The sequence below is a fragment of the Streptomyces sp. NPDC048172 genome, from assembly GCF_043202595.1.
Classification (GTDB): Bacteria; Actinomycetota; Actinomycetes; order Streptomycetales; family Streptomycetaceae; genus Streptomyces.
Genome location: NZ_JBIDAT010000009.1, coordinates 149,971 through 162,711 on the forward strand (window position 1 = coordinate 149,971; position 12,741 = coordinate 162,711).

General features: G+C 75.0%; 11 protein-coding genes. 7 read left to right on the forward strand and 4 right to left on the reverse strand.

Going from position 1 to position 12,741, the window contains the following annotated elements; genetic code table 11:
• Positions 1–33: 33 nt before the first annotated feature.
• Together ACGF3A_RS34590 and ACGF3A_RS34595 are read right to left on the reverse strand one after the other, a co-directional pair.
• Positions 34–780, reverse strand: coding sequence for a DUF2625 family protein (locus ACGF3A_RS34590; RefSeq protein WP_393734411.1), 747 nt, complete (start codon positions 778–780; stop codon positions 34–36).
• 44 nt (positions 781–824) lie between these two features.
• Complete coding sequence (locus tag ACGF3A_RS34595) at positions 825–1,361, reverse strand: peptidoglycan-binding protein (RefSeq protein ID WP_393734412.1); 537 nt, start codon at positions 1,359–1,361, stop codon at positions 825–827.
• A gap of 585 nt (positions 1,362–1,946) precedes the next feature.
• On the opposite strand from ACGF3A_RS34595, the gene ACGF3A_RS34600 reads away from it, so the two are divergent.
• The 5 genes from ACGF3A_RS34600 to ACGF3A_RS34620 all read left to right on the forward strand — a co-directional run bounded on the left by ACGF3A_RS34600 (position 1,947) and on the right by ACGF3A_RS34620 (position 8,999).
• Positions 1,947–3,113, forward strand: a complete 1,167-nt coding sequence (locus tag ACGF3A_RS34600) for a hypothetical protein (protein ID WP_393734413.1) — start codon at positions 1,947–1,949, stop codon at positions 3,111–3,113.
• Between the two features lie 84 nt (positions 3,114–3,197).
• Positions 3,198–5,282 (forward strand): glycosyltransferase family 39 protein, encoded by a 2,085-nt coding sequence (locus ACGF3A_RS34605; RefSeq protein ID WP_393734414.1) that lies wholly within the window; start codon positions 3,198–3,200, stop codon positions 5,280–5,282.
• Between the two features lie 74 nt (positions 5,283–5,356).
• Complete coding sequence (locus tag ACGF3A_RS34610) at positions 5,357–6,109, forward strand: response regulator transcription factor (RefSeq protein ID WP_393734415.1); 753 nt, start codon at positions 5,357–5,359, stop codon at positions 6,107–6,109.
• A 9-nt stretch (positions 6,110–6,118) separates the two neighbouring features.
• Positions 6,119–7,648, forward strand: coding sequence for an ATP-binding protein (locus ACGF3A_RS34615; RefSeq protein WP_393734416.1), 1,530 nt, complete (start codon positions 6,119–6,121; stop codon positions 7,646–7,648).
• Positions 7,649–7,730: 82 nt separating this feature from the next.
• On the forward strand, positions 7,731–8,999 hold the full coding sequence (locus ACGF3A_RS34620; RefSeq protein ID WP_393734417.1) for a glycosyltransferase: 1,269 nt from the start codon (positions 7,731–7,733) through the stop codon (positions 8,997–8,999).
• Positions 9,000–9,011: 12 nt separating this feature from the next.
• Here ACGF3A_RS34620 and ACGF3A_RS34625 read toward each other — a convergent pair whose 3' ends face one another.
• Positions 9,012–9,845 carry an SAM-dependent methyltransferase gene (locus tag ACGF3A_RS34625; RefSeq protein WP_393734418.1) on the reverse strand — a complete coding sequence of 278 codons (834 nt, stop codon included), beginning with the start codon at positions 9,843–9,845 and terminating at the stop codon, positions 9,012–9,014.
• A gap of 150 nt (positions 9,846–9,995) precedes the next feature.
• Between ACGF3A_RS34625 and ACGF3A_RS34630 the strand changes: the two genes are divergently transcribed.
• Together ACGF3A_RS34630 and ACGF3A_RS34635 are read left to right on the forward strand one after the other, a co-directional pair.
• Positions 9,996–10,532 carry a 2'-5' RNA ligase family protein gene (locus ACGF3A_RS34630; protein ID WP_393734419.1) on the forward strand — a complete coding sequence of 179 codons (537 nt, stop codon included), beginning with the start codon at positions 9,996–9,998 and terminating at the stop codon, positions 10,530–10,532.
• A gap of 34 nt (positions 10,533–10,566) precedes the next feature.
• Positions 10,567–11,592: a hypothetical protein gene (locus ACGF3A_RS34635; RefSeq protein ID WP_393734420.1), complete on the forward strand. Its 1,026-nt coding sequence runs from the start codon at positions 10,567–10,569 to the stop codon at positions 11,590–11,592.
• Positions 11,593–11,616: 24 nt separating this feature from the next.
• On the opposite strand, the gene ACGF3A_RS34640 is transcribed toward ACGF3A_RS34635, so the two are convergent.
• Positions 11,617–12,429 (reverse strand): hypothetical protein, encoded by an 813-nt coding sequence (locus ACGF3A_RS34640; protein ID WP_393734421.1) that lies wholly within the window; start codon positions 12,427–12,429, stop codon positions 11,617–11,619.
• Positions 12,430–12,741 lie beyond the last annotated feature (312 nt).

Genomic DNA, 12,741 nt, shown 5'->3' on the forward strand with positions numbered 1-12,741 from the left:
GTCGGCGGGCCACGGCCACGGCGGCGGCGCGGTTCACGCGGCGCCGAGGAACCCCGGGTCGGCGCCGTCGATCTGGCGGCGCGAGTCGCGGCTGATGCCGAGGAGTTCGGCCATGGGCACCGCGCGGCGGCTGGTCGCCGCGAGGTCCTGACGGGCCTCGGCGGACCACAGCGGCGGCTGGACCGACAGCCCCTGCCGCCCGTCGAGCGCGGCGACCTCGGTGCGCCAGCCGTCCCACCGCAGGCTCTCGTAGAACTTCTGGATCCCCCCGGAGAAGAGCCAGGACAGCCACGCCGAGTGACCGGCGCCCAGCGGCTCCCAGCCGAGGGCGTCGGGGGCGAAGTAGACCATCTCGCCCGGCCCGCCGGGCCGCCCGGCCGCGCCCGGGTCGCCCCCGTTGACGGCGAACACCCCGCCCAGCACGTCGTGCGCGACCACGAGCCCCGCCTCCGGCTGCCAGGCCGGGTCGAACGCGGCGGGCATCCCGTTGACCTCGGCCAGCCCGGGCACTCCCCCAGAGCCTGAGCCTGTGCCGGTACCGGTGCCGCCCGGGCTTCCGAAGATCCGCAGCCATCCGCCGTCCACGAGCAGGCCGCCGCAGTTCAGTACGAACCCGCCCAGGTTCGACCGGGCCGAGACCTGGAGCTGCAGCAGGGTGGCGTGGGCCGTACCGGCGTCGGCGGGCAGCACCTCGACGGGTACGTCGGTGGCGGACAGCTCCTGAAGGAAGTGCGGCCAGGCCGGGTCGTCGACGTTGATGAGTTCTTCGATCTCGCGCATCCCGGCATCGTCGCAGCGGCACCTGACGCACCGCCGGGCAGGGGTCACCCCGCGGTCTCCTCCTCCAGGAGCGCGCGGGTGACCGGGCCGTAGACGCCGAGGGGTTCGTCGATGGCGCGGGCCCGCTGGTAGCGGTCGACGGCTTCACCGACGGCGGCGGAGTAGTGGCCGTCGGAGCTGCCGAGGTAGAGGTAGAGCTGCTGGAGGCGGCGTTGGAGGTCGGCCACGCCGGGGCCCCGGCTGCCCAGCGAGAGCGCCCCGCCGTCCCCGTGCCCGGGGCGGGAGGAGCGGGGCCGCTCCGGGCGGTGGTGCTTCGCGGGGTCGCCGGTGGCACGGTCGCCGGGGTCGGCCGAGGGCGAGGACGAGGACGAGGGCGGCGGGGTGGCCGTACGGGTGGGCGGTTCGCTCGGGCGTGCGGCGGCCGTCGTCCGGGAGGGCGTGGACGCGGGCGTGGGGCGCGCGGCCGGGGAGGCGGAACCGACGGGTTCGGGGGACGTCGAGGGCTCGGGGGCCGCCTGGAGGGTACGGCGCGCCTCCGGTTCCGTACCGCCGCCCAGGGAGTGCGTCCCGTAGACGATCATCGCGGCGCTGCCGCCGATCGCCAGCGCGGACGCGAACAGCCAGGGAGACCTGCGGGAATGGGGTGACCTGCCGGACCCGCCGGTCGTGCCCGACCCGCCCGACGTGCCCGACCGGCCGGACCGGCGGCCGGGCCGCCGCCGCCGGGTATGGATTCCGCTTCCGCGCGCCGGGGGAACCTCACCCGCTGCCGCGGATTCGGAATGCTCCGGAGCCTCGAAGGAATCCGCGGTCGCGAAAGGCTCGGCGGACTCGAAGAGTTCCAGGGACTTACGGTCGAGGGCCGCGGGTTCGCCGGACGCCGATATGTGCCCGAATACCGGGTCGGCCGGTGCCGGGGCACAGCCGCACACCCGCGTACCGCCCGCCTTCTGGACAGCCCCGCACTGCCCGCACTGCTCTTGCTTCAATGTCGCTCGGCTCCCGGAACTCGTTCCCTGGTGAGAGGAAAAGCGTAGCCTCGCGCATTCTTAAGGGAAGCTCATCCGACCCTTAAGCCTCCCTGCGCACGGCCCACTTCCGTGGCCGGTCAGCGGGCCGCGCCTTACTCTTCCGGAGGCCGGGGAGACACGGACGGGGAGAGCGGAATGACCAGCGCGAGGCACCATGCGGAGGCGGACGCCGGCAATGATGCCGACAATGGGGCCGAGGTGATGCACATTTCGCCGCGCGACCCCTCGCACGGTGTTTCCGAGGTGAGCGCGTGCGGATACTGCGGACGGCAGCTCTCCCAGCCGACGGGATGGGGCTGGCAGGCATTCTGCACCGACAACGGAGGCGCCTGCGAAAGGGCCGCCGCCGCACAGCGCAGCCGTAATCGCCACGCCCCCGGTCTCACGGGGCAGGTCGCGCTCGTCTGGGACATCGTGGAGCAGCTCCAGCAGGCCGGTGAGAATCTCGCCGTCTCCCTCACCTCCGGGCTCAGCGTGGCCGGTGTCGAGCGGGCCCTCGCGCAGCAGCGCGCGGAGACGGCGGCCGAGGTCGCACTGGCCCACGCGGACCGCGACGCCGCACGCCAGGAGGCCGCGCAGGCGTGGGAGAAGGCGGCGGAGGCCACCCGGCGCGCGGAGAACCTGGAGCAGGCGAACGCGCTGCTGACCGAGGCCGACGAGCAGTCGCGCGCGGAGCACGCGCACGCCGCCCAGCAGCAGGAACAGGCCCTGCACACCGCCCAGGAGGCGGCGGCGCGCGCCGCCCAGGCGCTCGCCGAGCGGGACCACCTCATCCAGCAGGTGCAGAACGTCGGGGCCGCGCTGGAAGAGGCCCGCGTGGAGGTCACGAACGCCCGGACCCGGGTCGGCGATCTCCAGACGTCCCTCCAGGTCGCCCGGAGCGAGACCGCGGCGGCGGAACGGGAGGCGGAGCAGGCGCACCAGCAGTGGACGGCCGCCCAGGAGGAGAACCGGGCCCATCTCCTCGCGCTCGACGAGGCGCGCGAGGCGGCGAACGCCGCCGGGAACGCCCACAAGCAGCTCGACGCCGAGGCCGCCCAGCTCCGGCAGCAGAACGCCCAGCTGCGCGGCGAACTCAACCAGGCCCTGGTGGCCGCCGAGGACTCCGCCACCGCCGAGGAGGAGGCGCTGCGGCGGCTCCAGGAGGAACAGGAGCGCGGCCAGGCGCTCCAGCGGACCCTCGGCGAGAAGCACGCGGTGCTGGCCGCGCTGAACACCGAGCTCGAAGCCGCACGTGCCGAGGCCGAACGGGCGCGCAGCCAGATCGACCAGATCACCCGCCAGGCCATGGCCGAAGCCTGACCTCTCCGCTCCGCGTACGGGCGATAAGCGCACGGACAGCCGTCGCTCAGGGAACTCACAGGCGGCCCCGCCAGGCTGCCCGGCATGGCATACGCAGAGCGGGCACACGTACAGCGGCAACCCCAGGCACCGCCTCCCCCGGACCCGGACGAGCCGCGCTGGGCCCGCCCCGCGCTCTGGGCGATCCTGGCGCTGGCCGCCGTGCTCTACCTCTGGGACCTGTCCTCCCTCGGGCACGCCAACTCCTTCTACTCCGCCGCCGTCTACAGCGGCACGCGGAGCTGGAAGGCGTTCTTCTACGGGGCACTGGACTCGGGCAGCTTCATCACCGTCGACAAACCGCCGTTCGCGCTGTGGGTGATGGGGCTCTCCTGCCGCGTCCTGGGCTTCGGCACCTGGCAGATGATGCTCCCGATGGCGGCGGCCGGGGTCGCGTCCGTCGCGCTGCTGCACCGCATGGTGCGCGTCTGCTCCGGGCACGCCGCCGCGACCGTCGCGGCGCTGGTGCTGGCGCTGACCCCGATGACCGTCGCCATCACCCGGGACAACAACCCCGACCCGGTGCTGGTGCTGCTGATGCTGCTCGGCGCGCACGGCACGCTCCGCGCGATCCGTACGGGCCGGGCGCTGCCCCTGGTGGGCGCCGCCGTGGCGATCGGCTTCGCGTTCAACACGAAGATGCTGCAGGCGTACATCGTGCTGCCCGCGCTCTTCCTCGCGTACGCCGTCGCGGCACCCGGCGGTCCCGGGCGGCGGGCGCGCCGTCTCGCGCTGGCGGCGGTGGCGCTGGTGGTCTCCAGCGGCTGGTGGATGGTGCTCGTCGACCGGATTCCGGCCGGGTCACGCCCGTTCATCGGCGGCAGCGAGGACAACACCGTCTGGGACCTCGTCATCGGCTACAACGGCCTGGGCCGCGTCTTCGGCGAGAACGGGGGCGCGGGCGGCGGGCCCGGTGGCGGGGGTGGCGGTCCCGGCGGCGGGGGCGGCGGACCCGGTGGCGGGGGCGGCTTCGGCGGGGCGGCCGGGTTCGGACGGCTCTTCAACGACATCAACGGCGGCCAGATCTCCTGGCTCATCCCCTTCGCCGCGCTCGCGCTCGTCGCCGGGCTGGTGCTGCGCGGGCGCCGTCCGCGCACCGACCTCCCGCGCGCGGCGCTGCTGCTGTGGGGCGGCTGGTTCGTCCTGCACCACCTGGTCTTCTCCCTCTCCGAGGGCACGTTCCACCCGTACTACGTGACGGCCATGGCCCCCGGGATCGCGGCGCTCTGCGGGGCGGGCGGCGTGGCGCTGCACCGCGCGTTCCGGCACGACGCGCGCTGGGCCTGGGCGCTGCCGGTGGCCGTCGCCGGGACGGCCGCGTGGGCGGTGGTGCTCCTCGGCCGTACGGACGGCTGGAACTCCTGGCTCCGCCCGGCGATCGCCGTCGTCGCGACGCTCGCGGTCGCGGCGCTCCTCGTCGCCCGCTTCGGCACGCTGCGGCGGGCCGTCGACCGGCGCCGGCTGATGACCGTCGCCGCGCTCGCCTCGGTGACCGCCCTGCTGGCGGGCCCGAGCGCGTACGCCGTCTCCACCGCCGTCTCCTCCCCTGACGGCGCCATGAACGGCACCAACCCCACGGCAGGCCCCACGGCAGGCCCCACGCCGGGCAACGCCATGGGCATGCCGGGCGGCGGCCGTCCGGGCGGGAAGGGCGGCCCCGGGGGCCAGGGCCCGTCCGGCGGCCAAATGCCCTCCGGCAGGCCGGGTGCTCCCGGCGGGCAGGCCGGGAAGGGTGGCCGGCCTCCGTCCGGCGACGGCGCCATGGGAGGCGGGCGTACCGGCGGGGCCATGGGGGGCGGGCTCGACTCGAAGGCGCTCGCGTATCTCAAGGCGCACAGGGACGGTGCCACCTGGCTGGTGGCCGTCGCCGACGACCAGTCCGCGTCCTCCGCGATCCTCGCGAGCCGCGAGCCCGTCGCGTCCATGGGCGGCTGGACGGGAAGTGACGACGCCATGCCCCTCGCCAGGCTCAAGAAGCTGGTCGAGGAGGGCAAGCTCCACTACGTCCAGGTGGGGGGCGGTCGCGCCCGGAGCGACGACGTCGTCGACGCGTGGGTCAAGAAGCACGGCACCAAGGTCAAGGCCGTCGACGCCTCGCTCTACCGTCTCGACCCCTCTGACATGCGCTGACGCGCGCGGCACTCTCATCCCGCTCAAGGGCCTCTCACAGGAATCTCTCAGGAAACGGGAGCACGATCGTCCGCATGAGCGCGTACCTGACCCGGGCCACCCGGCCCACCCGGCCCGCCCGGCCCGCCCGGCCCGACGGCACCCCGGTCCGCGTGCTCGTCGTGGACGACGAACCGTCCCTCTCCGACCTGCTCACCATGGCCCTGCGCTACGAGGGCTGGGACGTGCGGTCCGAGGGGGACGGTCGCTCCGCCGTCCGTACGGCGCGCGACTGGCGGCCCGACGCCGTGGTGCTGGACGTGATGCTGCCCGACATCGACGGCCTGGCCGTGCTGCACAGGCTGCGGGCGGCGGAGCCGGACATCCCCGTGCTGTTCCTGACGGCGAAGGACGAGGTCGAGGACCGGATCGCGGGGCTGACGGCGGGCGGGGACGACTACGTCACCAAGCCGTTCAGCCTGGAGGAGGTCGTGGCCCGGCTGCGCGGACTGCTGCGCAGGGCGGGCGCGGCGGCGGCGCGCAACGAGCAGCTGCTCGTCGTCGGCGACCTCGTGATGGACGAGGACAGCCACGAGGTGAGCAGGGCGGGCGAGGAGATCCACCTCACCGCCACCGAGTTCGAGCTGCTGCGCTTCCTGATGCGCAATCCGCGCCGGGTGCTGAGCAAGGCGCAGATCCTGGACCGGGTCTGGTCGTACGACTTCGGCGGCCAGGCGAACGTCGTGGAGCTGTACATCTCCTATCTGCGCCGGAAGATCGACGCGGGCCGTACGCCGATGATCCACACGCGGCGTGGCGCGGGGTACCTGCTCAAACCGGCCGCGTAGGCACGTCGGATGAGGCCTCTCCGCCCCCGCCCCCGCCCCCGTCCCCCTCGCCGCTGGTCCCTGCGGACGCGGCTCGTGGTCTCGGCCGTGGCGCTGCTCGCGGTCGTCGCCGCCGTGATCGGCACGGTGACGACGATCGCGCTGCGCAGCTACGCCTTCGACCAGCTCGACCAGCAGCTCGTCGACGTCGCCCACCGCGCGGCGGGCCCGACGGCGCGCGAGCGTCCGCCGGGCGCCGAGCCGCACCGGCCCGGGCAGCGCCCCGTCGTGGCGGGCCCGGGCCAGCCGCTCGGCACCGCCGGGATCCGGCTGGACGGCGGGGGCGAGGCGTCGCACGGCGTGGTCAGCGAGCAGGGCGGCTCCGCCGCCGACGGCGGACCGCCGGACATCGGCACGGCCGCCCTCAGCTCCGCGCAGCGGGCCGCGCTCGCGGACGTACCGCGCGACGGCGAGGCGCACGACGCCGACCTGCCCGGCCTCGGCGCGTACCGGGCGACGGCGGTCCCGGGGCCGCGCGGCGAGAGCTACGTCGTCGGCATCCCCGCCGACTCGGCCGAGAACATGGTCAACACGCTGATCGTGGTGGAGCTGTGCGTGGCCGGGGCCGGGCTGGTGGCCGCCGGGCTCGCGGGCGCGGGCCTGGTCGGGATGACGCTGCGCCCGCTGCGCCGGATGGCGGCCACCGCGCGCCGCGTCTCGCACCTGCCCCTCCACCAGGGGGAGGTGGACATCCGGGAGCGGGTCCCCGCGCGCGACACCGACCCGCACACGGAGGTCGGCCAGGTCGGCGCCGCGCTCAACCGGATGCTGGACCACGTCGGTTCGGCGCTGGCGGCGCGGCACGAGAGCGAGACGCGCGTACGCCGGTTCGTCGCCGACGCCAGTCACGAGCTGCGCACGCCGCTGGCCTCGATCCGCGGCTACGCCGAACTCACCCGCCGCGCCCACGAGGAGACCGGCCCCGACACCCGGCACGCGCTGACCCGGATCGAGGCCGAGTCGGCGCGGATGTCGGTCCTGGTGGAAGACCTGCTGCTGCTGGCCCGCCTGGACGCGGGACGCCCGCTGGAGCGCGTCCGTACGGACGTGACGGCGCTGGTCGTCGACGCGGTGAGCGACGCCCGCGCCGCCGCGCCCGGCCACCGCTGGCGGCTGGACCTGCCCACGGCGCCGGTCCACGCGGAGGTGGACCCGGCGCGCCTCCAGCAGGTGCTGGCCAACCTCCTCGCCAACGCCCGTACCCACACGCCGGAGGGCACCACGGTCACCGCACGGCTGCGCGACGACACGTCCGGGCCCTCGGTCGAGCCCTCGTCCGGGCTCGCGGTCGACGTGGAGGACGACGGTCCGGGCATCCCTCCCGACGTCCTTCCCCACGTCTTCGAACGGTTCGCGCGCGGCGACGCCTCCCGCTCCCGCGCCCACGGCGGCACGGGGCTGGGCCTGGCCATCGTGCGGGCGGTCGTCTCGGCGCACGGCGGCCGGGTCGAGGCCGCCTCGGCACCGGGCCGCACGGTCTTCACGGTCCGCCTCTCCTGACGACCCGCGCGCGTACGGACGCACAGCCCCCGCACAGCCGCACCACACGGCCCTGACAGCGCACTTGGCGAGCGTCGGGGCCATGCGAACCGAGACAGCACCCACTCTCCCCGCGCGGCGGCATCTGCCCGCCGGGCGGGAGGCACGGACGACGACCGTGCTGGACGTGGTCGTCCCCGTCCACAACGAGGAGGCGGGACTTGAGCCCTGCGTACGGCGGCTGCGCGACTTCCTGGAGCGGAACTTCCCGTACGGCTACCGCATCACCGTCGCGGACAACGCCAGCACCGACCGCACCCCGCTGATCGCGGCCCGCCTCGCCGCGAGCCTCGACGAGGTGACGGCGTACCGGCTGGAGGAGAAGGGTCGGGGGCGGGCGCTGCGGGCGGTGTGGGGCGCGTCGGAGGCGCCCGTACGGGCGTACATGGATGTCGATCTGTCGACCGATCTCAAGGCGCTGCTGCCGCTGGTCGCGCCGCTGATCTCCGGGCACTCGGACGTGGCGATCGGCTCGCGGCTGACGCGGTCCTCGCGCGTGGTGCGCGGGCCCAAGAGGGAGTTCATCTCGCGCTCGTACAACCTGATCCTGCGCGGCTCGCTCGCCGCGCGGTTCTCCGACGCGCAGTGCGGCTTCAAGGCCGTACGGGGCGAGGTCGCCGACCGGCTGCTGCCGCTGGTGGAGGACACCGGCTGGTTCTTCGACACCGAGCTGCTGGTGCTCGCGGAGCGGTCGCGGCTGCGGATCCACGAGGTCCCGGTGGACTGGGTGGACGACCCGGACAGCAGGGTCGCTCTCGTACGGACCGCGCTGGAGGACCTGCGGGGCGTGTGGCGCGTGGGGCGCGCCCTGGCCACGGGGGCGCTGCCGCTCTCGCGGCTGCGCCGTCCGTTCGGCGACGACCCGAGGGACCGGGAGCTGCCGGGCGTACCGGGCGGGCTGGCGCGGCAGTTGGCGGGCTTCTGCGTCGTCGGCGGCTTCAGCACCCTGCTCTTCCTGGGGCTCTACTCGCTCTTCCGCACCGGCACGGGCCCGCAGTTCGCCAACGCGCTCGCGCTGCTGCTCTCAGCCCTCGGCAACACCGCCGCCAACCGGCGCCTCACCTTCCGCGTCCGGGGGCGCGACGGGGCGGTGCGCCACCAGGCGCAGGGACTGCTGGTGTTCGCCACCGGGCTCGCGCTCACCAGCGGCTCGCTCGCCGCGCTCGACGCCGCCGGTCCGGACGCCTCGCACAGCACGGAGCTGGCCGTACTGATCGCCGCCAACCTGGCCGCGACGGTGCTCCGCTTCCTCCTCTTCCGCACGTGGGTCTTCGCCGCCGAGGAGGAGCGCGCCCCCGCCGGGCGGCGGTGATCGCCCGGGGGATCACGGCTTGAGGCCGACGCCCACCCAGACGCCCGACTCGGCGGGGGTCATGGAGTTGGCCGGGCGGGGGTACTCGCCCTCGCCGATGAACTCGGGGTGCCACTCGTACGAGACGGTGAGGCCCGGTGCGAGGAGCTCGACGCCGCCCGCGGCGAAGAGTGCCTCGGTCCGCTCCCGGTCCCGGAGCTCCAGCGCTATGCCCCGCTCCGCGTAGATGGCCTGGACCTCGTGGAGGCGGGGGTCGAGGTCGGCGGAGCCCTGGCTGATGGCGAGAGCGCTGCCGGAGGGCAGGTCCGCCATCAGCGTCCGCACGATGCCCTCGGGGTCGTCCTGGGCGCGCACGAAGTGCAGCAGCGCGACGAGCGTGACGGCGACGGGCCGCTCCATGTCGAGCGTCTTGCCCGCGTGCTGCAGGATGCGCTCGGGCTCGCGCACGTCCGCCTCGATGTAGGCGGTGGCGCCCTCCGGGGCGCTGGCCATGAGGGCCCGGTCGTGGGCGAGCACGACCGGGTCGTGGTCGACGTACACGACGCGTGCCCCGGGGTGCACGCCCTGCGCGATCTGGTGGAGGTTGGGCTCCGTGGGGATGCCCGTGCCGATGTCCAGGAACTGCCGGATGCCGTGGTCCCTGGCGAGGTGCCGGACGCCTCGGTGCATGAACTCGCGGTTCTCCCGCGCGGCGGTGAGCGCGGACGGGAAGACGGACAGCACCTTCGCGGCGGCCTCACGGTCCACCGTGTAGTTGGACTTGCCGCCCAGGAAGTAGTCGTACATGCGGGCGGGCGCCGGGCCGACCGGGCCGATCGGTGGTTCCTCCGGCGTCTGCTGGCTCATCGGCGATCCCTCGTCGTCTCGTGGTGCACGTTCCGTGATGTCCTGTGCACCAACAATGGTCGGCCACGGCCGTGTTGCACGCCACCCCGTACGGCATCCCCGTACGGCACCCTCGTACGGCGTTCCGGCCCGGTGCGATCATGGCGCGTGATGAACGCCGACACCCACGCCGAAGACGCCGCCTGGCCTGACGTGCCCGGCGACACCGCGCTCACGCTCAAGGTCCCGGAGGCCGATCCGCTCGTACGGGCCGGGTTCCCGGCGCACGTGACGGTGCTGTACCCCTTCCTCCACGAGAGCCGCCTCGACGCGGCGGCACGCGGCGAGCTGGGCGCGCTCCTCGCGGGGCACGACGCGTTCACGCTGACGTTCGCCGAGTTCGGGCGGTGGCCCGGCGTGCTCTACCTCGACCCGTGGCCGCACGCCCCCGTCACGGCGCTGACCAAGGACGTCACCCGGCGCTGGCCCGAGGCCGTGCCGTACCGGGGGCTGTTCGGCCCGGGGCTCGCGCCGCATCTGACGCTCGCGAACAGCGAGGGGCCCGCGACGCAGGACGCCGCGTACGACGCGCTGGAGGGGGAGTTCGGGCCCCGGCTCCCGCTCAGCTCGTACGTCCGCGAGGTCCACCTCATCGTCTGGGACGGCCGGACCTGGCGGGACGACACCGCGTACCCCCTCACGCGCTGACGAGCGCCGGTCCCGCGTCTCCTAGGGTCACCCCATGACGCGAACCACCCCGCCGCGCCCGCTCGACGTCGAGGCGCTCTTCCCCGAACTGGCGGCCCACCGGGGCACGACGACCCGGCTGCACCCCAGGCCGGGCTCCCCCGGCGTGACGGACAGCTCCGTCGGCGGTCCGCTGCTGTGGCCCGCCGACGAGCCGTGGCCCGTGTGCACGGAGCCGCACGGGCGGGCGCGGGGCCGCCGCCCGGAGGACATCCGCCGGTACCGCGAGGTGCTGGCCGACGCCTGGCGGCGCGATCCGGTCTCCGGCCCGACGGACGAGGAGCGGCGGCTCCTGCGCGAACTGGACCGCGAGCACCGGATCCCGGACCTCGCGGACACCGACCCGGTCCCGATGATCGGCTTCGCGCAGCTGTACCGCCGCGACCTGCCCGACCTGCCGCCGGGACCGCCCGGCTGCGATCTGCTGCAGCTCTTCTGGTGCCCGTTCGACCGCCACGGCAGGACCGGGTACGGGATGTCGCTGGACGTGCGGTGGCGCGACGCGGCAGCCGTGACCGACGTCCTCGCCGAGCAGCCCCTGCCGCCGGTCGTCGGCTACGAGGGGTACGTGCCCGCGCCCTGCGTCCTGCACCCGGAGCAGGTGCGCACCTACCCCTTCGCCGGTCTCCTCCCCGACGAGCTGCGCGAACGGATAGACGTCTGGGAGGGGGACGACGAGGAGGAAGAGGACGAGGACGAGGACCAGACGCCACGGGCCCGCTACCAGTACGACCTGTCCATCCCGCCCGGCTGGCGCGTCGGCGGGTTCGCCTCCTGGCACCTGACCGACCCCGCCCCCATGGACTGCCTGTCCTGCGCGACCCCGATGCGGCTGCTGGTGACTGTCGACAGCTCCGAGTGGGACGGCGGCAGCGGCAGCTGGCGCCCGGTCGAGCAGGCCGGTCTCCGCCCCCACCCGCACGCCCTGCCCACCGAGGTGACCGTGGGCCGCGCGGGCGAGCTCAACGTCTTCTCCTGCCCCGCCGACCCCGCCCATCCGCCCCGCTGGAGCGTCCAGTGAGGCCGCCCCGGCCCCGAGGACCGCTCACCTGACGCCGAGGTCGTCCCCGGAGTAGTGGCGAGCCCCCTTGGTGGTCAGCCCCTTCGGCGTGCCGGGCAGGAACCAGACGCCGCCGTACCGTCCCTTCGGCCCGGTGAAGGGCGCGGCGGCGAGGGCGTCGTCGTGGCCGTCGTGGTCGGCGTCGAGGACGCGGAGGGTCTCGGCGAAGCGGTCGCGCGAGGCGAACCTGGGCCCGGCGGCGGCCCGTCCCGGCATGCCGTCGCTGTCCATGTCGAGGGTCTGCAGCCGGGCCATCGTGACGGCGCCGCCCGTGCCGCCCGTGCCGGTCAGCCGGGTCACCTGGACATGGCCGCTCCGGTCCGCCGAGCCCTCATGGACCGTGGAGACGGTGTTGCGGGCGGAGCCGCCGGTGACGTGCCCGGGCAGCAGCGGCGTGCCGACGGTGCCGGACCCGGTGAGGGTCAGCCTGGCCGTGCCGGGCCGGAGACCGCCGGGGCCGCCGCGTACGTACGTACGGTCGCTCTCCCCGCCCTGGCCGGGCGGGAGGACGTCCGGGTGGCGGTCGCCGTCGAGGTCCACCCCGGCGCGGGTGTCGCCGCCCTGGCTGCCCGCGGCCCGGCTGAGCCGTTCGCTCAGCGCCCTGTCCTCCACCAGGCCGTCGCGGGCCGTGCCCCGGAAGTAGCGCACGGAACGGGCCGGAGGCGCGTCGTCCGCCCCGGACTCCTCCTGGAGGTTCCGGCCGACCACCAGGTCGCTGCGGCCGTCGCGGTCGAAGTCCGCCGCGGCGGTCGCACCCGCCGAGGCCAAGGTGCCCTCGTCGTCATCGAGTCGGCGCACCGCCCGGGGCTTCCCCTCGGCGGAGACGGGACCGAGCAGGAGCGTCCCGCGGCCGTAGAGGTCGGAGTTGCCGTCCCCGTCGAAGTCCGGGCCCCGAAGGGGCGGACCTTCACCTTCGGGGCGGCCCGGTGCCGGGCGCCCCCGTCGGGGGAGCCGCGCCCTCCACGGCCTGGGCCGTGTGCGCCGGATCTCAGGGCTGGTCAGGGGCTGCCCCGTGCGGTGTGTCGCAGGCTGCGGCCGCGTCGTGGCTTGTCGCGGGGGGGGCCCCCCCCCCCGCGGGGGCGGGGGGGGGGGGGCCGGGGGCGGCCCCCC